Source organism: Roseivivax sp. THAF197b, from assembly GCF_009363255.1.
Lineage (GTDB): Bacteria > Pseudomonadota > Alphaproteobacteria > Rhodobacterales > Rhodobacteraceae > Roseivivax.
This window is the reverse complement of sequence record NZ_CP045318.1, coordinates 2913127-2932616: the sequence shown is the minus strand read 5'-3', so window position 1 is coordinate 2932616 and position 19490 is coordinate 2913127. Positions and strand designations below refer to the sequence as shown.

The 19490-nt window shown below is 61.2% G+C and carries 20 protein-coding genes; 19 read left to right on the top strand and 1 reads right to left on the bottom strand.

Translation table 11 applies throughout. The features are described 5' to 3' along the window. Nucleotides 1-194 precede the first annotated feature (194 nt). Nucleotides 195-1289 carry a ParA family protein gene (locus FIV09_RS14130; protein WP_152450808.1) on the top strand — a complete coding sequence of 365 codons (1095 nt, stop codon included), beginning with the start codon at nucleotides 195-197 and terminating at the stop codon, nucleotides 1287-1289. Beyond that, entirely contained in the window at nucleotides 1289-1972 is a 684-nt protein-coding gene (locus tag FIV09_RS14125) for a RelA/SpoT domain-containing protein (RefSeq protein WP_152450806.1), read from the top strand. Before FIV09_RS14130 ends, FIV09_RS14125 begins: the two co-directional genes overlap by 1 nt. A 609-nt stretch (nucleotides 1973-2581) precedes the next feature. Here FIV09_RS14125 and FIV09_RS14120 read toward each other — a convergent pair. Beyond that, on the bottom strand, nucleotides 2582-2965 hold the full coding sequence (locus FIV09_RS14120) for an Ltp family lipoprotein (RefSeq protein WP_152450804.1): 384 nt from the start codon (nucleotides 2963-2965) through the stop codon (nucleotides 2582-2584). A gap of 594 nt (nucleotides 2966-3559) precedes the next feature. On the opposite strand from FIV09_RS14120, the gene FIV09_RS14115 reads away from it, so the two are divergent. The 17 genes from FIV09_RS14115 to FIV09_RS14035 all read left to right on the top strand — a co-directional run bounded on the left by FIV09_RS14115 (nucleotide 3560) and on the right by FIV09_RS14035 (nucleotide 19489). Then, nucleotides 3560-4198, top strand: a complete 639-nt coding sequence (locus FIV09_RS14115; protein WP_152450802.1) for a hypothetical protein — start codon at nucleotides 3560-3562, stop codon at nucleotides 4196-4198. Nucleotides 4199-4201: 3 nt separating this feature from the next. Beyond that, the gene (locus tag FIV09_RS14110) at nucleotides 4202-6253 is read left to right on the top strand and encodes a phage terminase large subunit family protein (RefSeq protein WP_152450800.1); all 2052 of its coding nucleotides are present in this window, start codon (nucleotides 4202-4204) and stop codon (nucleotides 6251-6253) included. Then, the gene (gpW, locus tag FIV09_RS14105; protein ID WP_152450798.1) at nucleotides 6246-6461 is read left to right on the top strand and encodes a gpW family head-tail joining protein; all 216 of its coding nucleotides are present in this window, start codon (nucleotides 6246-6248) and stop codon (nucleotides 6459-6461) included. Before FIV09_RS14110 ends, gpW begins: the two co-directional genes overlap by 8 nt. Before the next feature lie 29 nt (nucleotides 6462-6490). Further along, complete coding sequence (locus FIV09_RS14100) at nucleotides 6491-8065, top strand: phage portal protein (protein ID WP_254702436.1); 1575 nt, start codon at nucleotides 6491-6493, stop codon at nucleotides 8063-8065. Between the two features lie 4 nt (nucleotides 8066-8069). Next, nucleotides 8070-9449, top strand: a complete 1380-nt coding sequence (locus FIV09_RS14095) for a S49 family peptidase (protein WP_152450794.1) — start codon at nucleotides 8070-8072, stop codon at nucleotides 9447-9449. Between the two features lie 62 nt (nucleotides 9450-9511). Next, nucleotides 9512-9886, top strand: coding sequence for a head decoration protein (locus FIV09_RS14090; protein WP_152450792.1), 375 nt, complete (start codon nucleotides 9512-9514; stop codon nucleotides 9884-9886). Nucleotides 9887-9968: 82 nt separating this feature from the next. Next, on the top strand, nucleotides 9969-11003 hold the full coding sequence (locus FIV09_RS14085; RefSeq protein ID WP_152450790.1) for a major capsid protein: 1035 nt from the start codon (nucleotides 9969-9971) through the stop codon (nucleotides 11001-11003). Between the two features lie 92 nt (nucleotides 11004-11095). Continuing rightward, nucleotides 11096-11458 carry a hypothetical protein gene (locus FIV09_RS14080; RefSeq protein ID WP_152450788.1) on the top strand — a complete coding sequence of 121 codons (363 nt, stop codon included), beginning with the start codon at nucleotides 11096-11098 and terminating at the stop codon, nucleotides 11456-11458. A gap of 2 nt (nucleotides 11459-11460) precedes the next feature. Continuing rightward, nucleotides 11461-11766: a hypothetical protein gene (locus FIV09_RS14075; protein ID WP_152450786.1), complete on the top strand. Its 306-nt coding sequence runs from the start codon at nucleotides 11461-11463 to the stop codon at nucleotides 11764-11766. Next, nucleotides 11766-12422, top strand: a complete 657-nt coding sequence (locus FIV09_RS14070) for a DUF6441 family protein (RefSeq protein ID WP_152450784.1) — start codon at nucleotides 11766-11768, stop codon at nucleotides 12420-12422. The genes FIV09_RS14075 and FIV09_RS14070 overlap by 1 nt, the downstream gene beginning before the upstream one ends. After that, entirely contained in the window at nucleotides 12422-12859 is a 438-nt protein-coding gene (locus FIV09_RS14065) for a hypothetical protein (RefSeq protein WP_152450782.1), read from the top strand. Before FIV09_RS14070 ends, FIV09_RS14065 begins: the two co-directional genes overlap by 1 nt. Beyond that, nucleotides 12859-13833, top strand: a complete 975-nt coding sequence (locus tag FIV09_RS14060) for a phage tail tube protein (protein ID WP_152450780.1) — start codon at nucleotides 12859-12861, stop codon at nucleotides 13831-13833. Before FIV09_RS14065 ends, FIV09_RS14060 begins: the two co-directional genes overlap by 1 nt. A 13-nt stretch (nucleotides 13834-13846) precedes the next feature. Next, nucleotides 13847-14296: a hypothetical protein gene (locus FIV09_RS14055; RefSeq protein ID WP_152450778.1), complete on the top strand. Its 450-nt coding sequence runs from the start codon at nucleotides 13847-13849 to the stop codon at nucleotides 14294-14296. Then, entirely contained in the window at nucleotides 14293-14604 is a 312-nt protein-coding gene (locus FIV09_RS14050; RefSeq protein ID WP_152450776.1) for a hypothetical protein, read from the top strand. The genes FIV09_RS14055 and FIV09_RS14050 overlap by 4 nt, the downstream gene beginning before the upstream one ends. Continuing rightward, nucleotides 14601-18602: a phage tail tape measure protein gene (locus FIV09_RS14045; protein WP_152450774.1), complete on the top strand. Its 4002-nt coding sequence runs from the start codon at nucleotides 14601-14603 to the stop codon at nucleotides 18600-18602. The genes FIV09_RS14050 and FIV09_RS14045 overlap by 4 nt, the downstream gene beginning before the upstream one ends. A 2-nt stretch (nucleotides 18603-18604) precedes the next feature. Next, nucleotides 18605-18964, top strand: a complete 360-nt coding sequence (locus tag FIV09_RS14040; RefSeq protein ID WP_152450773.1) for a hypothetical protein — start codon at nucleotides 18605-18607, stop codon at nucleotides 18962-18964. A gap of 27 nt (nucleotides 18965-18991) precedes the next feature. Further along, entirely contained in the window at nucleotides 18992-19489 is a 498-nt protein-coding gene (locus FIV09_RS14035; RefSeq protein ID WP_152450771.1) for a hypothetical protein, read from the top strand. The last annotated feature ends 1 nt before the right edge of the window (nucleotide 19490 follow it).

Genomic DNA, 19490 nt, shown 5'->3' with positions numbered 1-19490 from the left:
TGGCCGACACTGAGAGATTTTTGACTACGCGGCAGCCTCAGACAGGCTGAGTTGCGTGCACAATGGCTAATCGATAACCCAGCGCCTAGCTGAGAGCTGGTGTTTCGCGTTGAAATGCAGTGTGCGGCAAACTACCGTTGCGCTGTCAAGGCACAGGTAATAAGTGCGCAGCAGAATAACTTGAAGGATATTTTATGAAGAGCATGGCCGTCTTCAATAATAAGGGCGGAGTTGGGAAAACAACTCTGAGTTTTCACATGGCTCATGCTCTGGCTGAGATTGGGCAAAAGGTTTTGGTTATCGACCTGGACCCGCAATGCAACTTCTCCATTTTTTCTCTTACTGAGGAGCAGATCGAGGAGATCTGGAGCGCGGAGGAGGACTTCGTAGACCAGTACCAAGTGGCGGTTGATTCGCGGACGCCAGCTCAAATGTCGAAAGTGACTGAAAGTCATCGATCAATTCATTTCATTATGAAGCCAGTGGAGGAGGGCATTAGTGATCCTGCCTATATGCCTCCATCGATAAGGTTGGCTGACAATCTAAACTTCATTCCTGGCCGGTTGTCCCTGCACATGTATGAAGATAGAATTTCCTCTCGTTGGGCTGAGGTATTTGTCGGTGATGATTTGGCCATTCGGACTATTACAAATATTAGATCTATCGCTGAGCGGTATGCAAAGAATATTGGTGCGGATATAGTTATTTATGATACCTCTCCAAGTCTTGGAATGCTCAATAGGGTTGCGCTTTCAATGGCAGATGCGTTTGTTGTGCCATGCAACCCTGACCTGTTCTCGCTCTACGGGATTAAAAATATTGGCCGTAGCCTAGATTCTTGGAGCAAAAACTTCGGGATATTGAGACAAGTTTTGCCGCAGAGTAGGCGGTCATTGCTACCTAGTTCTGGGGTCAAGTTTCTGGGTTACTCTGTCTACAAGGCCACACGATATGCGGGGCAGAATGAATGGAATCTTGCCACTGGCCATTACAACTATGCCAAGAAAATTCCGAGGACTATCGATGACAACATCTCATCTGAACTCCGCGCCAACCTACCTTCCGATACTCTAAATTCACCGATTGGTGGTGAAGCGGTGATGCATTCGCACCAGACTATGGCCACAATGGCGCAAAAATACAAAGCGCCAATATGGTCAGTGCCTGATTGTAATCTTGAAGCAGGGGACAGAAGTACCATTGGTGGCAATGCTGCGCGATACCGAGAGACACAAGCGGCGTACCACGCTTTTGCGCAGGATATCCTTGATCGTCTAGCGGCAGTCTGATGAGTGCTACTGAAAGCTATGAAGCTGCGATTGACACGCTTGAAAAAAGTGAAAAGGCTTACGAATTCTTCTGTCGAAGGATTCAAGTGCTTCTGGATGGCAATCCAGAACTCGATATGGAAGGCCTGAACTGCGTTCATTCGATAAGGTTTCGCAAGAAGAGCCGCGCAAGCATTAAAGATAAGTGTGAGCGGAAAAAAGAGAAAGGAATCGTTGTTAATAGTGAAAACTGCCATTCGGAGATCGAGGATTACTTCGGTGTAAGGCTTCTGCATTTGCATCTCGATCAACTTCCAAAGATCCACTCTTTTCTTGTTGAGCAGTGCAGCAAAGGAGAGTTTATTTTCGGTGAAAAGCCTAAGGCTTACACTTGGGATCCTGAGTTTAAAGCGATTTTGGAAAGTCTTGATTTTCGGGTGGAGTTCAAGGAGTCGCTCTACACAAGTGTCCATTACATTCTAAGAAACAGTGAGGACAGCCCCGTTCGCTGCGAACTGCAGGTGCGGACACTTTTCGAAGAGGCATGGGGGGAACTTGATCACTGGATGAACTATCCTGTGCAAACCGATAAGATGGCGCTCCGAGAACAATTGTTGGTATTGTCGCGCGTAGTCACCGCAGGAAGCCGATTGGCAGTCTCCATACATCGCCTCCAAACTGAAAGAGACGACGACAGGCGCTGAAGCAGAGACAAAATTCTGATGCGATCACTACGAATGACAACTTCGGTCACGACTCGCCGCAGCGGCAGGAAATTTGGTGAATGTCTACAAAGGGTCGCTCTCTATTATTTGGAAGTCACTCGAATGCAGTTAATTGAAAAATGCGTGAGTGTTGCATTCAAGCTTCCGGTGCAAGAAGTTCTGCATCTTGAATTGGGACTCAACGCTGAATTTGAGCTTATCGAACGGTATAGCAACCGTCAGTTTGAGTGAGCTCACCGTCCGACCAGAACTCCATTTTGAGGTATGGTCTCAGATGTAGACGCGCGGTCGGCCCGCCATTAGAGGTGCTGGCCGTAACTACATGCGACTTGTCCGAAAAATCGTCGACAAGGATTGAATAAGTTGTTCGGCCAGAGTCAGGATTTAAAATCAAATCCGACGCTCCCGGCGAGTAAACTACAAGGTATTCGCGCCGAGGATTCTCGCAAATCAGTCGCGTTTCAGCGTGTGCAGGCATGCTGAGAGCCATGACTGTGATACTGGCAATTATAATATTCGTCATCATTGAACTGATTTTATTGATCAAAGGTTTGTCCCTACAGTTTTAAATCAATCAATTTAAAGAGATTAGCACGCTCCAGCTTGCTGAGCTCCGTAACTTGCCTGCGCATTAGTATACTTGTCTCCTGCAGCTGAGGATAATTGCTCTATGAGACCGTTGCAGGAAAAGCCCATCATTGAGAGATACTGCTCGGCGGACCTCTTGGCCTGAAAGTTCCAGTCAACTGCTAGGCTGTCTACCGCCGCTGTCGCATCGACATGATCGTAATCGTCTCCGTACGGTGATGATAATTGCTCGATAAGGCTATCTCGGGAGAACCCTGACATACTCAAGTAGAGTTTGGCGGATCTAACCGCGTTCTTTTGCGGACCAGTAAGATCTTGGGCGTAACTCGATGAGCTTGCCAGAAGCACGGTGACAGCAACCATTGAGCCAAATACACTTTTCATTCTGAATTTCCTAAGCAATGCAGGTGGACGCGCGTGAAAGACTAGAAGGAATTCTTCTTGATCACGAAAGTCAATCTGCGTCCTTGGTTTCAGGGGATGATTTTTTCTGATTTTTCACATTTTCCAGGTATTGGTAACGAAAAAAGATAACTTGACCTCAGCCAGCTTCGCCTCCAGTGCCGAGAGCACCATTCCGTTTTGGGGATAGATTGTACAGCTCTTCTATGCGAATGCCAGCGTTGCGCATGGAGATGTCGATGCCCTGTGGGTCTAACATGCGGACCTCTGTTCACGTTCTCGCGCAAAGCCAATTGACAGAATGTCACCATCTTGCGATGTTGCCAGGGAACCGATCCGCGCCCGGGGCAGAGATGCCACCGGGCGTTTTCGTTGGAGGCTAGCCACATCGCCCCGGAAAACAGCGGGTCCCTCCTGGGGCTCGAATGTATACGGGGCGGCTAAGCGCGTGTGTTGAGACACGTTAAACAAGTTGGAAAGCCTAAACTTTAGTTCGTTTAGGCGGACAGGCCGAAAGTTCAGACAGGACGATGAGGAGGGCGACCGATCCGCGGCAGCGGCGCCGGAGGTAAAGCGATGCAGCAGCAGGTGAACGCGACGGAATTGGCGAGGGGGCTGAACCTTTCGCGGAGCCGCATTAGCCAGCTTGTCAGCGATGGACGCTTGAACGGGTGTTACTCGGGCTCTGGTCGATCGCGTCGGTTCGATATCGCCAAGGTTGCCCAGGCTCTCGGCCAGAAGCTCGACCCCGGTCAGCTGCTGGGCAACGGCGCGGGCACCAAGGCCAGCCTTGGAACGATCGCGGCGGACGCCGGATCTGACAGAGGCGATGGCGGCCCAGCTAATGAGCAGGCTGCACCTCAGCCCGCGACGAAAGATCCGAGCCGGTACGAGCAGGCCCGAACGCTCGAGCTGGAAGAAAAGGCTCGGCGCGCGCGTCGGCAGAACGAGGCGGAAGAGGGGCACTGGGTTCTTGCGAGCGAGGTCGCAAGCGAGACGTCGCGACAGATGGCGATGGAGATCGCGGCGATCGAGAGCAAGGTCCTGCGCGGTGGTGCGCGGCGGCTCGCAGACGAGCTGGGCGTCGACTTCCTGCAGGCCCGCGCGATCCTGACACATGTCTGGCGTGAATATCGCGGCGAGCGCGCCGAGGAAAAATCGGATGAGGCTGCAGCAGCGCAGCCCTCCGAGGTCGAACAAGAGGCAGATTTCTGATCAATGGGTTTCCTGGCTTCGGTCGAGGCGGTGGTAGCGCGTGCTATCGCCCAGTCGATCGCACCCCCGCCTCCGCCTGACATCACCAGGTGGTGCGAGGAGAACATCGTTTTCGACGCCCGGTCGCCGATGCCTGGCCCGTTCGATATCTCTCGGTTCGCCTTTCTGCGTGAGATCCACGATGTGCTGTCACCGGAACACCCGGCGCGCGAGGTGACGATCCGAGGCTCCGCACAATGGGGCAAGACAGTTTCGATCATTCAGCCAACGCTGGCGGAATGGCACGAGTACACACCGCTCGACAGCTTGATCGTGCATCCGACCGGGAGCGCAGCGAGTGAATGGGTCAACAACAAGTGGATGCCAATGCGTCGACAGGCGCCCGGCCTCATTCGCGTGTTTGGATCTGGCCGCGGTGAGAACCGCGACAACACGTTCAATCAGGAGACCCTCGATCGAAACGGCTCGATCAAGGTCGCCTCGGCGGGTTCGCCCGCGGATCTCACGGGCACGAGCCGACGGCTTGTGATCCTCGATGACCTTTCGAAGTTCGAGACGTCGGAAAAGGGCGATCCGGAGAAGCTCGCCGAAAGCCGAGCGTCGGGATACGAGGATGCAAAGATCCTTCGCGTCTCAACAGCGATGATCAAGGGCACCTGCCGGATCACGTTGTCTTACGAGCGCAGTGATCAGCGCCTCTATTACGTTCCGTGCCCGCATTGCGGACATGGACAGCCGCTGACGTGGGAGAACTTTCGGGAGAACATCGATCCCGAGCGCCTGCACGCGGCGCATTTCACCTGCATCTCTTGCGGCTGCGAAATCCGTCATGGCGACAAGGAGCGCATTGTGCGCCTCGGCCGATGGGTGAAGCACAACCCGAACGGCGATCACCCGGGCTTTCACCTCTGGCGGGCCTATGCGCCGCAGCGGGACTGGGGCTCGATAGCTGTTGAATATGCCCAGGTCATGGGCTGGTCGCGCATCTCTGCGCGCACCGATCGACCGGCAACTGAGGACCCGGATGCTTCGGCATCGCCAGGTAAGAAACTGAAGGCCACGCAGCCGGTGGTCAGCTCTACCGTCGAGCAGGTGTTCTGGAACGACGTGCTGGGCCTGCCGTATGAGCAGGCCACGGATGCGCCCGACTGGGAAATCTTGCGGGACCGCACCGAGAATGCGGCTCCTGGCGAAGTCCTCGAGCGGGGCTTTCTGCCCGCGACGGGGTTTATCTTTTCCGCGGGCGTCGACTGCCAGGAGGATCGCATCGAAGTTCACCTCGTGGCTTTCGGTGCGAACCGCAGGCGGTGGGTGATCGATTACAAGGTGATCCCGCACCACATCGGCGACGAGGAAGGCCGGACGCAGTTGAACGCGCTCCTCAAGCAGGAATGGCGGACTGAGTTCGGTCTGACCTTCGCGCTCGACATCCTGGCGATCGACGGTGGCGCCTATACCGACGACGTCTGGAGCTGGGCGAAGACCCATAGCTGGAACCGGGTGATTATCGTCAAGGGCGGCTCAAAGCAAAACGGTCCGCTGATGGAGCTGCAAAAGTTCGAGCGGCGCAAGGATGGCAAAGCAAAGAGATCGCAGAAACGCGCGTTCATCCTGAACGTCTCGTCGCTGAAGGCCGGACTTTACCAGCATCTCGAGAAGGAGATGCCGGATGAGCGTGGCTACACGCAGTTCGCGCGGGATCTCGGAGACGAGTTCTATCGCATGCTGACCGCCGAAACGCGGGTCCTGCGGCGCAACGTGGTGGGGGTGATGACCAGCCGTTGGGAATTGGTCGAACCGACACGGCGGAACGAAGCGCTCGACACGATGAACTACGCAGAGGCCGGGGCACTTCGGAAAGGCTGGGCCTCGATGACCGATGATCAATGGGATGCGCTCGCCGCCGAGCGGGGCGCCGTTCCGGACACACCGCAAGGCGATCTTTTCGACGCTGAGCTGCCGATGGCCGCGGCGAGTGCCGCGCCAAAACCGAAACAGAACCGTGCGGCTGATCCTGCCGCGCGCCTAGCGAAAGCATTGAGGCCCCATGACTGACACAGCCATCCTCGAGCAGAACCTCGCGGACGCCGAGACCGCTCTTCACAAGGTCATGATCGGGCAAAGCGTGACTGTCGTTTCCTATGACGGCCATCGCACGGAATTCACGCCCGCCATGGAAAGCCAATTGCGCCGCTACATCAATTCGCTGAAGCGTCAGCTCGGGCAGGGCGCCGGGGCAGGTTCGCGCACGGTGGTGTTCTGATGGCGCGCTCTCTATCTCAGGTGCCAGCGGTGCCCCGTCGTGCGACCGCGGGCGGTCTCCGCGATGCGGGTATCAATGCGTCGCATCCCTACGCGGCCGCGGATACCGCGATCGACACGCTGGCCGGGTATCTGCCGCAGAACCGCGCAGCTGACGCCGAGATCCTGTCCGGCAAGAACCGGATCACTGCCCGGGCCCGTGATCTCGTGCGAAACAACGGCTGGGCAGCTGGTGGGATCGCCAAGGAAGTCGATAGCGTCATCGGCGCGAACTTCCGGCCGCTCCTGAAGCCTGACTGGCGCGCGTTGGGGCTGAGTGCAGACTGGGCGCGGGAGTTCAAAGAACTCGTCGAGGCGCGTTGGCGGTCCTATGCCGAAGACCCGCGCTTTTTCGCGGACACGACGCTTAGCCAGACGGTCCCGCAGATGTTCGCCCTTGCCTACCGTACTTATCTGATCGAGGGCGAGGCACTGGGCGTGGTCAATTGGCGCCGTCAGCGTGCCACCAAAACCTGCCTCAGGATCGTCGATCCGGATCTGCTGTCGAACCCGTATGGCTCGGCCGACGAGGTAACGCTGCGCGGTGGTGTCGAGGTCTCGCGAGATGGCGCGGCGCGGGCGTACCATTTCCGACAGGCGCATGCGCATACCGGCTGGGCACAGCCTGCCGATCAGTTCACCTGGAAGCGCATCGGCCGGACCGGCCGCACCGGCCGTCCGCAGGTGATCCATTTCTTCGACAAGAGCCGGGATGGCCAAACGCGCGGTGTCAGCCGCCTCGCGCCGATCATCGAAAAGCTGAAGATGGAGGACCACTACGCGCGGGTCGAGCTGCAGGCGGCAGTCATCAATGCGGTCCTCGCGGCCTTCATCAAGTCGCCCATGGGCCCCGAAATCATCGACGAGATGTTCACCGAGGGCGGTGGTAAAGGCTTCCTCGATTACCAGGAGGCCCGCGGTGGGTATTACGGCCAGACTGCGGGCATCAAGGTCGGCGGCGCGCGTGTCTCGACGCTCTATCCCGGCGACGAAATCGGCATGGTCAACACCGCCCGGCCCGCTGCGCAATTCGCTGATTTCGAATCTGCGGTGCTGCGCAACATCGCCTCGGGCCTCGGTATCAGTTACGAGCAACTCGCCGCGGACTGGTCAAAGACGAACTATTCGAGCGCACGCGCCGCCATGATCGAGATCTGGCGCGGCTGGACGGCACGGCGGACGGCGTTTTCGCAAGGCTTCTGTCAGCCGTTCTTCATGGCTTGGCTCGAAGAGCAGGTCATGGACGGCCATATCGCGCTGCCGCGCGGCGCGCCGGACTTCTACACCTTTTGGCCCGCCTACGCCCGGGCGAAGTGGATCGGCCCCGGCAAGGGGTTCGTCGACCCGGTCAAAGAGGCGCAAGCTGCAGCGATGCGCGTTGCGCTCGGTCTTTCGACACTCGAGGAGGAGGCTGCCGAGCTGACCGGCACAGATTACGCCGACAACATGGAACAGATCCGCGCCGAGATCGCGGCGATGCCTGAGGACACCCTGCACCCGATGCAGGAGAGCTTTGCGAAGCTCCTCGGCCACAATGGCGGCCCCCCGCTCAAAGAAGAGGACTGACAGGATGCGACATCCGCAGATTGCGGCGCGTGTGTTTCACACGCCGCTTCTGGCTGCGCCCGCAAAGGCCGCGGCTTTCATCATGGGGCTCGGCTCCCGCGTGCTGGGAACCGAGCGCGATATTTCGGTCATCGGCGCGGAGGCCAGTGAAGCCAGTCGAGTTCGGCCGCAAGCCTCGCTGCTCGATGAACGGCTCGAGGAGGATCTCCGGAATGGGCGGCGGTCCGGCTATCGCGTGATCGACAGCGTCGCCGTCATTCCGGTGACCGGAACGCTCGTGCATCGCGGTGCCTGGCTCGGAGAATCCTCGGGCGAAACCAGCTATGAGGGGCTCGCGGCCCAGATCGAAGCGGCCGCGACGGATTACAAGGTCCGTGGGATCGCGCTCGAGATCGACAGCTTTGGTGGTGAAGTCGCGGGCTGTTTCGCGCTTGCCGACCAGATCCGCGCAGTCCGGGAAAAAAAGCCGGTCTGGGCCTTTGTTTCGGATCACGCCTATTCGGCGGGCTACGCGATCGCGTCGCAGGCCGATCATATCGTCGTGCCACGCACGGCCGGGGTGGGCTCGATCGGTGTTATCGCGATGCACGCCGATTACAGCGGGCGGCTTGATGCCATGGGCGTGCAGGTGACCGTGATCTCGGCCGGCGCACACAAGGCCGACGGCAATCCCTACGAGCCGCTGCCCGAGAGCGTGCGCGCGTCGCTGTCGGCGGAAATGGAAAACCTGCGCCAGATCTTTGCCGAAACGGTCGCCGCTGGACGCGGTGACCGCCTGAGCGCGGTTGACGCGCTGGCGACCGAGGCCGCGACCTTCCTGGGCGCAGCCGCTGTTGAAGCGGGGCTCGCCGACGAGGTCGCGAACCCGCGCATCGCTTTCGAGAGCTTCATCGAGAAGGCCAACGGCCGGACCGCGCGGTCCGGTGTTTCTGCAACCACGGAAAGGACTGAACCCATGACCAAGAAAACCGAAGGCCCCGACGCGACCGCGCAGCCCACGGCCCCGGATGCGAACGCGCAGGCGCCCGCACCTGATGCCACGAGCGCGCCGCCCGCCGCAGCCAGCGCCCCGGCGCCTGCCGCGCCGCCCGCCCAGGCTCCCGCAGCGCCGTCTGCATCGGATGAGCGCGCGCGGATTGCGGCGATCATGAACCACCCAGAGGCGTCGGGTCGCGAAGAGCTCGCAAAGAGCCTCGCCTTCAACAGCGACATGAGCGCCGAGGAGGCGGGCAAGCATCTGGCCGCTGCACCGAAAGCGCAGCCTGCGCAGGGCCTTGGCAACAATATCGACGCGGAGGCTACCGAGTTGTCCGCGCCGAGCCCCGCCGCGACCGAAGCGCGTCCCGGCATCGCGGCCCGCGCGAAGGAGCGCTACGCGAATTGATCCGGTCCGGCCGCATGGCCGGTCCGTTCCCCCAAGGCTCATAAGATCAGAGGAGATCGAACATGACCAAACTGAGCGAGGGCAAGACGCCCGGAGACTTCCTGCTCTTCGAGACGCAGAACTACTACTGCCGCGAACGGGCAACGATCGGCACTGGCGCAGATCTCGAGCCGGGCGCCGTGCTCGGGAAGGTTACGGCGACAGGCAAGTACATCCTCAGCGTCCAGACCGCGACGGATGGGTCCCAGACCCCGGCCGCTGTGCTGATGACCGAAGCGAAAGCGGCGGCTGCGGATGTCGAGGCGACCATTTTGAAGCGGGGCCCCGCGCAAGTGCGTCGCCAAGGCCTGACCTTCGATGCGACCTGGTCGAGCGAGGCGCTGCGCGACACGGCCTGCGCGGCGCTCGAGGATAAAGGGATCGTCGCGCTGGCCTAAAAACCAGCCGCCATCGGCCCTCGGGCCAACCATCATGCGCGCGCCACTGGCGCGCGTTTTCTTTTCCAGAAAGGAGCGTCCTATGGCGCATATCGATATCTTCAAAGGCGACGCCTTCAGCGCCATGGAACTCGGCGAGGCGATCCGCATCATCCCGAACCAGTGGGGCACGATCGGCGAGATGGGGCTCTTCAGCCCCAAGAGCATCCGCGGCACGAAGTTCTCCGTCGAGATGAAAAACGGCGTGATCCAGCTCGTCGGCTCCTCGGAGCGTGGCACGCCGCTTGGCGGCCAGCGCCGCAGCAAGCGCGATCTCGTGGATTTCCGGACCGAGCGCTTCGGCAAGACGTCCGAGATCAATGCCGACGACATCGACAATATCCGCGCGTTTGGCTCCGTGACCGAGCTGCAGGACGCCGAACGCGAGGTGCTGGATCGGCAAGAGGATCTGCGCGGGTCGATCGACATCACGCGCGAATACCTGCGGTCCGGCGCCCTACAGGGTCAGGTGCTGGATGCTGATGGCTCGGTGATCGTGGATCTCTTCGACAAGTTCGAGATCACGCGCAAATCGGTCGACTTCGTCTTCGGGACGTCGACGACCGACCTGATGGCGAAGTGCCGCGAGGTGACCCGCCATATCCGCCTGAACCTGCTCGGTGACGTGATGACGGGTGTTCAGGGGCTGATCCACCCGGATTACACCGACAAGCTCATGGGGCACGCGGACTTCAAGGAGCGCTACAAGCACTACCAGAATGCCAATGGCGGCGACCCGCTGCGCGATGATACCTCGGATGGCTTCGACTTCGGCGGCATTCGCTGGAAAGAGTATCTCGCCGAGGCGCCGGTTCCGCAGGAGGACGGCACCTTCTTGACGCGCGAATTCCTCCCGCAAGCGGAAGCCGTGTTCTTCCCGCTCGGCACCCGGCAGACGTTCCGTCAGTTTGACGGCTCGGCCGATTATGTCGGCATGGCGAACCTGCCAGGCGAGCCCTTCTATTCGATGGTCCACATCGATCCGAAGGGGCGGTTTGTCGAGGTCGAGGCGATGATGCAGACCCTGCCGATCTGCATGCGCCCGGCCGTTTCGGTGCGCGGCTTCACGTCCAACTAAGGTCCGGTCGCGATCTGAGGATACGCGCTCGCGAGATCCAGGCCCGGGCCACTGAAGGCCCGGGCCTTTCCATTCATTTCCGGAGAGAACCAATGTCGAAACCCGACGTTCATGTGAAAATGTCCGCGTCCTTCAGCTATCGCACTGGCAGCAGCACGAAGCGCACGCTTCCCGCTGGCTGGTCGGGCTTCGTGCCTGACACCGTTGCGGGCGAGATCGAGAAGGAAAAGGCCGGCGAGCGCACGCCCGCGAAGGATGCCCCCGCCCACGCTGCTTCGAAGAAGAGGGGCCGCAAGCCGAAGTCGGAGGCCACGACCGGCGCCTCGGGTGCCGCGTCGACTGATGGCGGTAAGGCCGCGGCTGAGACCAGCAAGTCCGCGACGGCCATAGCCGCTGCGGCAAGCGATGCGACCGCAGGCACCGCCGGTCAGTCCGATACCGCTGCAACCGGCTGACCGTGGACGACTTCACGCGCGCCGTCGATGCCGCTTTCGAGCATCATGGCATCGACGGCACCTTTGATCCGGACGGTGAAGCTCGCGCGGTGCGGCTTCTGCCGACACGTCCCGACGACATCGTCCAGGTCGGCTCGCTCGACCTGCAATCCTCGACGGCGCTTTTCGAGATCCGCGTCTCCGAGGCGACAGGGCTCGGCAAGGGCTCGATCCTTGCGGTCGGCAGCGAGCGGTTTCGCGTCCAGGCGCCACCCAGGGCACGTGATCCGCGGCGGATCAAATACCTCTTGAACACGGTGCAGATCTGATGCGGATCGAGGCAGCGCTCCGGGGCGATCTCGAGCGGTATATGCGCGAGGAACTGGCCGACGCAGAAAAGGCTGTCACGGTGGGCGTGCATGAGACCGGCCGCGACGTGCAGGTCGCCCTTCGGGTCGATACTGAGCGCGGGCTCGGCCGTCGGCTGTCGCGCTCCTGGCGCTTGCAGTTGTACCCCAAAGGCCAGGCCTCTCTGGGCGCTGCTGCAGTCGTCTACACGAAGGCCCCGGAGCTTGTCCGAACCTTCGACGAAGGCGCAACCATTCGCTCCGAAAACGGGCTGTTCTTGGCAATCCCGACGCCTGCCGCACCCGCTCGAGGGACTGATCGTAAGCGCCTTTCGCCGTCGAATTTCCCCGAGGCGCGCTTCGGCCCGCTCAGATACGTCTATGTGCGGTCGAACCTGTCGCTGCTCGTCGTCGATAATCAGCGCGAGCGGCAAGGCAAGCGCGGCGGCTACGCCCGCTCGCGGAGCAAGCGCGCGCTGAAGACCGGCTACGGGCTGCAGACTGTGCCCATGTTCTACCTGGTCCAGCAGGTCCGTCTGAAACGCCGCTTGAACGTGAAGGCAGTCAGTGCCGGGGCGTCCGGCAACCTTGCCAGAAACATCGACCAGGCGTTTCGCCGCCTGCCCCGGAGATCCTGATGCCAAGTCCACAGGAAACGATCACGCTCGCGCTCGTCGACGCGCTCGCGCCGCACATCGCGACGATCCTGCGCAAGCGGGAATTGCCGGAAATCTGCCCGCTGAACGGGCTGATCAATGTCATGCCGGAAGATCCGCGCGAAGAAGGTGAGCGGCTGGGCGACGGCGTTCGCGAGTGGTCACAGGTCTTCACGCTCGAGGTCGTGGTCCAAAACGCAGACGAGACGGCGCGGTCGACCGCGCTCGACACAGCTTTGAGAGAGATTGCAACGCTGCTGATCGGTTCCAACCTGGGCGGCGCGGTAGACTACCTCCGCCTCGACGCGCCGCAAGAAAGCGAGGTCGTGCCGATGGACGGCGCGGCAAGCCTGAAGGCGGCGACGATGCCCGTCACCGTCTTTTACGAAACCACCCAAAATCCAATGGAGACACTCTGATGACCAATGCACGCGGCGATGAAGCCAAACTCCTCGCGCGCCAGCAGGCGGCGTTCGGCACCGCTGAGGCGAGCGCAGCGGGCGCATTCATGGCGCTCCCGTTCTACAGCTACAACGTCTCGCAGAGCGAGGATCGGACCGAGGATGACGCGATCTATGGCGATGCGTTCCCGGGCGACTCGGTGCAAGGCCTTCGCAGCCTGTCGGGCGCCATGGTCGTTCCGATCGGCATCAACTCCTTCGGCTGGCATCTGCGCAGCATCCTGGGCGCACCCGTAACGACTGGCGCGGATCCGAATTATGAGCACGTCTTCACTCCGAAGGCGCAGCCGGTCATCCCGGTCCTGACCCACGGGATTTCGCACACGCGCATCGGCACGCATTTCGTGCAGGACAGCTTGACCTGCACAAGCCTCGAGATTGCCGCACGGAAAGACGGCCAGCGCGCACGTGCCACGCTGAATATGATGGGCCGCTCGGAAGCAAAGCTCGGCGCCGTGATCGACAGCGCACCTATCCTCTATGAACCCGATGCTGTGCCGGTGGGATTCCAGGGCCGGGCACTGGTGGGCGGCGCGCCGGTCGCGGAGATCACTGGCGTTGATCTGACGCTGACATCGGGCGTCGAGATGGATCAGGAAACGCTGAACCAGTCGCCCTCGGCCGCGGGCTTCGAGAGCCCGCGGTGGGGGCTGTCCGGATCGGTCTCGGCACGCTATCGCGACAATACCTGGTACGATTACGGGGCGAACAACACGGCGGTAAATCTTCAGCTCGAATTGCTGATCTCCGCGACGAAGTCGCTCCTGATCGACATGCCGGATGTTCGTTTCGAGATGACGGGCATTCCGATCGAGGGCCGCGGTCCGATCTCCGCGCAGTTCAACTGGCGTGCCGAGCGTCCGGCGCCGGGCGTCGAACTGGCGACGATCACGCTCAAGAACCAAACCGCAGACTACGCGAACCCGGCCTGATATGGCGTTGCGATTGTCGCGCAAACTCATGGGGCCACGTCGTATCGATATCGGATACGGTGTGGTCTTTCATGTGCGCCCCTTCACCTTTGCCGACTTCAAGAACGCCGAGGCCAGCGCGGTGCGGATCGCCGAGGAGAGCCGATCGCCAATGGATGCGGCCGCGGTCGAGGCTATCGACGAGGAGGACATGCCGCCCGAAGTCGAAGATGCGTTCCGCGGCGACTTCGCCCAGGCTCTCCTTTTGGTGCTTCTGCAGCGTTACGGGGAAGGCTGGGAGGGTGTCGAGACCGAGGCTGGCACACCCGCATCTTTTGACCGGCGGTCGATCCTCGAATTTCTCGATCTCTTCCCCGGTGCCGGACAGACACTGCAGCGCGAGATCCTCTTGCCGTTTCACGTTCTGGTTTCGGAGGGAAACGGCTCCGCGCCCTCGCAAGATACCGCTTCAGCGGAGGCTTGAGCCACTGCGCAGGGTGTCCAGGCTCTGAGAGCTTTGCCTGCGCGCGGTTCGGCGGCGAGGGCGCATGCCCGGAAATCACACATCGCCCGCGCTCGATCGAGGGCCGGGCTCTGGCGGCCGACGCTTCGGCGATCGGCAGCCAGATGCGCACGGGATGGCAGGGGTTTATCGGCCTCGATCTTGGCGCCACGACGACGCTGCTCGCCGCGCGCGGGCACGATCCAAAAATCCTCGCGATCCTGCTGCCTTACTGGGAGCAGGGCATCAAGAGCGCGGCCGACGCCGCCCGCCAGAACGGTGATCCATGAACACGACGGTCCGAAACTACAGCATCCGCCTTTCAGCGGAGGGCAAGCGCCAGCTCGAGGCGGATCTGCGGTCGCTTGGCAAGGATGGCGAGCGCAGCCTGAAGATGATCGAAGGCGCAGCGCGCCCCGCAACCGCAGGGCTTAAGGCCACGAACCGAGCGTCGAAGGATCTGAGGGGCGGCCTGCGCGGCCTCTCCGGCGAGATCCCCGCACTGCAGCGGCTCGGCCGTCTTCTGGGAACGACGGCACTTGCAGGCGGCCTCGCCGCCTTCGGACGCTCCTCGATCAATGTGGCTGGGCAGTTCGAGGCGTCTATGAAGAGGGTCGAAGCCGCGACACGGGCGCCGGTCGAAGTGCTTGAACGCCTCCGGAACGCGGCACGTGACACGGGCGCTACGACTGCGTTCACAGCGCGCGAAGCGGCTGATGCTATCGAGGTTCTCGCGAAAAACGGACTTGATGCCGAAGCGATCCTTGGCGGGGCATTGAAGGCCACGGTCAGCCTCGCCGGTGGCCTTGGCGCCGAACTTGCACCCGCTGGGGATCTCGTGACCGATGTCATGCAGCAGTTCCGGCTCGAGGCGTCAGAGCTTCCGGCGGTCGCGGACGCGATTGCCGGGGCCGCGCTGACATCGAAGTTCAGTTTTGATGATCTGCGCTTGGCGATCGGTCAGGCGGGCGGCGTGGTCGGCAGCTTCGGGGCCGATTATCAAGAGTTTCTGACCGCGCTATCGGCAACCGCGTCGGGCTTCGCCTCCGGCTCGGATGCGGGCACCAGCTTCAAGAACTTTCTGCAGCGTCTCAATCCGCAGTCAAAGGAGGCCGCCACGGCGATGCGCGAACTGGGCCTCGAGTTCTACAACACCGACGGCTCCATGAAATCCATGCTCGAGATCACGGGCGAGCTGGAAGAGGGCGTGAAGGGACTGAGCGATAGCGCGCGCAATTCGGCGTTTCAGTCGATCTTCGGCACGGACGCGATCCGAACAGCCTTGCTGCTGGCTGACACGGGCGCGGCAGGCTTCAGGGAGCTCGGGGAGGCGCTCGGGCAAGTCTCGGCAGAGGATCAAGCGGAGGTTCGGTTGCAGGGGCTGCAAGGCGCTTTGCGCGAAGTGAACGCCGCATGGGAGGCGCTTCAGCTCACTGCGGCTGATAGTGGCGGGCTCGAACTGGCAGAGGATGCCACGCGGCGCCTCACCGAAGCGCTGCGCTACCTGTCAGAGAACTTCGAGGAGGTCGAAGAGATCGCCGAGCGTGTGGCGCAGGCCCTTATCGTCTATCTGGTCGGACGTGGGGTCACCCTGGCGGTGGCGAAAGCCGTCGCGATGCGCGCGGCCTATATCGAGATTGCAGGGGCCGTCACAGGCGTTGGCACGGCGGCACAGCGCGGCCTTGCGCCGATCTCACGGCTGGGCGCGGCGGCGCGCGTGCTGACCGGCGTTTTGGGCGGGCCGCTTTCGCTGGCGATCACAGCCGCTTCGCTGGCCGCGTTCTTCGTCGATCTCGACCGCACCTCTGATGCGCTCGACGCGGCTGAAAGCGCTGCGAATGAGGGGGCACGGGCGCTCGATTCTTACCGTGAGGCAAGCCGCAGGGCCGCAGAAGAGCAGAAGACGCTCGGCGGGGAGGTGTCCGAGGCCACGCGCAAGATGCTCGAGCAAAGCCGTGCCCAGCTGCAGCAGGCACTGACGGATGCGCAGCGAACCTACTCAGAGGCTCGCGCGGCTATGTCGGGGAGCCTGTTTGATACAGACGGCATAGACGACTTTCAAAACAAGTTGCGGCGGTCGGGTAGCCGGGGGGACAAGCGGCGTGCCAATCGGACCGGACAAACTGTGGCCGATGGGGAGTTAAACTCGTTTGTTCTGTCGATCTCGGAAACCGCTCGTGCGCTTGAGGCCGGAAAGATCGATGCGCGTGCCTTTCTTGCTGAATTCGACCAGCTGCGGGCAATCGGCTCGGAGCTCGAGACAGTGCGGGATGTGCTGCTAGATGCAGTCGATTCCGGTGCGGCCCTGGCGGGCGATGAAGTCTTGAGGCGTATGGTCGATATCGCGCGGGAAACCGGCCTCTTTGCCGATGAGCTAGCCCGGGTGGATGCTGCAACCAACGAGCAGGATCTTGCGGCTGCCTTCTTCGATTTGATTAACGCCATCACGGAGGCAGCAGAGGCGGGTAAGCTTTTGCGCTCGGAGGGGCTTTCGGGCTTCCGCGAGAACATCGAACAGCTGGCCGATACGGAGGCGGCTGTCGACGAGTTGAACGATGCGCTGCAGGGCAATCTCGACCTGAGCGAAGAGATCGACGGAAGCCGTCCATTCGATTCGACCGAGGAAAGCGCGACAGAGGCCGCGGCGGCCGTAAAGAAACTGATTTCAGCGCATGGCGAATACGTTCGGACGCGGCAGGCGTCAGTGGCGGTGTCCGAAACCGGCGAGGGGATCATCAAAGCGCTCAGCGGAACTACTGACGGGCGCGAGGCGACTGCGGTTTTGCTCCGGCGGCTTGAGAGCTTTATTCCTACACCGAAATGGGACGTTAATGCCCTCAGAATTGGATATGGGTCCGACACGATCACGCTCCCCGATGGCTCTTCGAAGGAGGTCGTCGAGGGAATGCGGATTAGCGTGGAGGAAGCGAACCGCGACCTTTATCGCCGCATCGGCGAATTCCAGAGCACGGTCGTGCGTCAGATCGGCAGTGACCGATTTTCGTCATTCACGGCAGCGCAGCAGGCTGCACTCAACTCGATCGCCTATAATTACGGATCTCTGCCAAAACGGATCCTGGATGAGGTGCGCGGCGGAACGAATGCGGATATCGCCGAGGCGATCCGTGGGCTCGGCGGAGATAACAAGGGGATCAACCGCGGTCGGCGAAATACTGAAGCCGCGATCTTTAGTCGGAATATTGGCGTCGGTGCCCAGGAGGAGGCATTTATCAAAGATGCCGAAGAAGCAGAGCGTAAAGCCAAGGAAGCGGCAGCCGAATTGACAGCTGAGCGCGCCGAACAGGCCGAGACTCTTCAGCGCCTCCTGGAAATCGGTGACGATCAGATCGCACAGCTTGAGCTCGAAGCGTCGCTCGCCGGGAAAAGTGCGGGCGAGCAGGCGCGCCTTCGGTTCATGTTCGAGCAACTGACCGCCGCGAAAAAGGCAGGGATCGATCCGGAAAAGCAGCTGACCGAAGATGGCCGCCTCCTGATCGATGTCTATCGCGAGCAGGCCGACGCCCTGGCTGCGCGCACGGCAGCGCAGGAGCAATCGAAGCAGGCAACGGAAAAATCCGCGGAAGATCTCGAGGCTTCAAAGGATGCGGTCAGATCCGCTTTCGACAATCTGAAGCCGGGCGGTGAAGGCGCAATGGCCGCGATCGACGAGATCGCGTCTTACATCACCGGCAGGCTCTGGGAACTGGCTTTCGATCCCGTCTGGGAAACGCTGGGCGGGCTTCTCGATGATATTTTTTTAAACCTGGCTGCGGGTTTCGGAACTCCCGCCCCGGCTGTCGAGGTCGCGGCACCGGGCAACGCGAACGGCGGAAGCATTCCGGGCTATGCGGGCGGCGGCGGTTTCCCGACGGTCCGGCGTGCGGCTGGTCAGCTGACCGGCGCGGGAGGCAAGCGGCAGGACAATCATCTTTTCTGGGGGTCCGCAGGCGAATTCATGCAGCCCGCGGCCTCCGTGGATTATTACGGCCCGGCCTTCATGGAAGCGGTGCGGCAGCGGCGCTTCCCGAAGTTCGCCGATGGTGGCGGGCTGGGGCGGTCGGTGCGTGACGGTATGTCGGGAGGCGGCGCGTCCTCTTTCGGCATCGGCAAGTTCGTCATCGAAAATCATGGCGCGCCGATCGAGGCCGAAGCGCCGCGCATGGATGGCAACGGGGATTTTCGCCTTGTCATTCGGGAGTCGGTGCGCGCTGAACTGCGCGCTGGATCCTATCAGCGGGAGTTTCGCGAGGCTTACGGGCTGTCGAAAACGCCGAAACGGAGGACTTGAGCATGCCAAGCTGGCCTGCAGGCATTCCTTTCTTTGCGTCTCGCGAAGGCTACCGAAGATCCGGCCCGTCGGGCACCTTTCTCGAAAGCCAATTTTCGATTGGGCCGCCCAAGCGCAGGCCCCTGTCGTCGATCGCGCCGCGTATCTTCCAGGGCCGGATCAATAACATCAGCCTCGCTCAGCTTGCGACATTCGAGCAGTTTTTCGAGGTCGATCTCGCAAACGGACTTCACCCGTTTGAGGCCAGCGATCCGCTGAACGGTGTGATCCGGACTTACCGTTTCCAGGTCGAAACTCCGTATCGAGTCGCGCCGCAGGGTCTCCGCGTATCTGTCGAGGCCGACCTCGTCTTCTATGTCTGAGGCCTATTCCGCGAAGGAAATCTTGCCATGAGCAGAGACCTTTCCCCCACATTCCGGCAGGCGATGTTCGACGAGAACCCCGACGAGACTGTCATCGAATACCTGACGCTCGATCGGGCGACGTGGCAGGCGCCGGTGCGCCTGGTGGCCCATGTCGACCCGAAGACCCGCGACGGCGAGACCTTTGTGCCGTATCCGCTCGCAACGAAGCTGCCAGACGACGTTGACGATGGACGGGCGCCGGTTCTCGAACTGCTCGCTGACAACGTGTCGCGTGAACTGACGGCGCATCTGCGCACCGACAAGTCGATCATCACGGCCAAGTCGGAACGGGCGCTGCTATCGTCTTTCGATCAGCCCGAGGTGACCTTCGAGGGCGAGATCCGCGAGGCCATCATCGGCCAACGTGACATCCGCGCGGAGATCCGCGTCGAGCCCGTGCTTGATGAGACCTTTTCCCGCCTGCGCATGGACGCAGAGAACGCACCCGGCCTGCATCGCGGCGGGCGAGGCCTCAAGGTCTGAG

Excerpts from the sequence above, each read along its gene's own strand:
- FIV09_RS14130 (WP_152450808.1), top strand. The coding sequence starts at position 195 with ATGAAGAGCATGGCCGTCTTCAATAATAAGGGCGGAGTTGGGAAAACA.
- FIV09_RS14125 (WP_152450806.1), top strand. The coding sequence starts at position 1,289 with ATGAGTGCTACTGAAAGCTATGAAGCTGCGATTGACACGCTTGAAAAA.
- FIV09_RS14120 (WP_152450804.1), bottom strand. The coding sequence starts at position 2,965 with ATGAAAAGTGTATTTGGCTCAATGGTTGCTGTCACCGTGCTTCTGGCA.
- FIV09_RS14115 (WP_152450802.1), top strand. The coding sequence starts at position 3,560 with ATGCAGCAGCAGGTGAACGCGACGGAATTGGCGAGGGGGCTGAACCTT.
- FIV09_RS14110 (WP_152450800.1), top strand. The coding sequence starts at position 4,202 with ATGGGTTTCCTGGCTTCGGTCGAGGCGGTGGTAGCGCGTGCTATCGCC.
- gpW (WP_152450798.1), top strand. The coding sequence starts at position 6,246 with ATGACTGACACAGCCATCCTCGAGCAGAACCTCGCGGACGCCGAGACC.
- FIV09_RS14095 (WP_152450794.1), top strand. The coding sequence starts at position 8,070 with ATGCGACATCCGCAGATTGCGGCGCGTGTGTTTCACACGCCGCTTCTG.
- FIV09_RS14090 (WP_152450792.1), top strand. The coding sequence starts at position 9,512 with ATGACCAAACTGAGCGAGGGCAAGACGCCCGGAGACTTCCTGCTCTTC.
- FIV09_RS14085 (WP_152450790.1), top strand. The coding sequence starts at position 9,969 with ATGGCGCATATCGATATCTTCAAAGGCGACGCCTTCAGCGCCATGGAA.
- FIV09_RS14080 (WP_152450788.1), top strand. The coding sequence starts at position 11,096 with ATGTCGAAACCCGACGTTCATGTGAAAATGTCCGCGTCCTTCAGCTAT.
- FIV09_RS14070 (WP_152450784.1), top strand. The coding sequence starts at position 11,766 with ATGCGGATCGAGGCAGCGCTCCGGGGCGATCTCGAGCGGTATATGCGC.
- FIV09_RS14065 (WP_152450782.1), top strand. The coding sequence starts at position 12,422 with ATGCCAAGTCCACAGGAAACGATCACGCTCGCGCTCGTCGACGCGCTC.
- FIV09_RS14060 (WP_152450780.1), top strand. The coding sequence starts at position 12,859 with ATGACCAATGCACGCGGCGATGAAGCCAAACTCCTCGCGCGCCAGCAG.
- FIV09_RS14045 (WP_152450774.1), top strand. The coding sequence starts at position 14,601 with ATGAACACGACGGTCCGAAACTACAGCATCCGCCTTTCAGCGGAGGGC.
- FIV09_RS14040 (WP_152450773.1), top strand. The coding sequence starts at position 18,605 with ATGCCAAGCTGGCCTGCAGGCATTCCTTTCTTTGCGTCTCGCGAAGGC.
- FIV09_RS14035 (WP_152450771.1), top strand. The coding sequence starts at position 18,992 with ATGAGCAGAGACCTTTCCCCCACATTCCGGCAGGCGATGTTCGACGAG.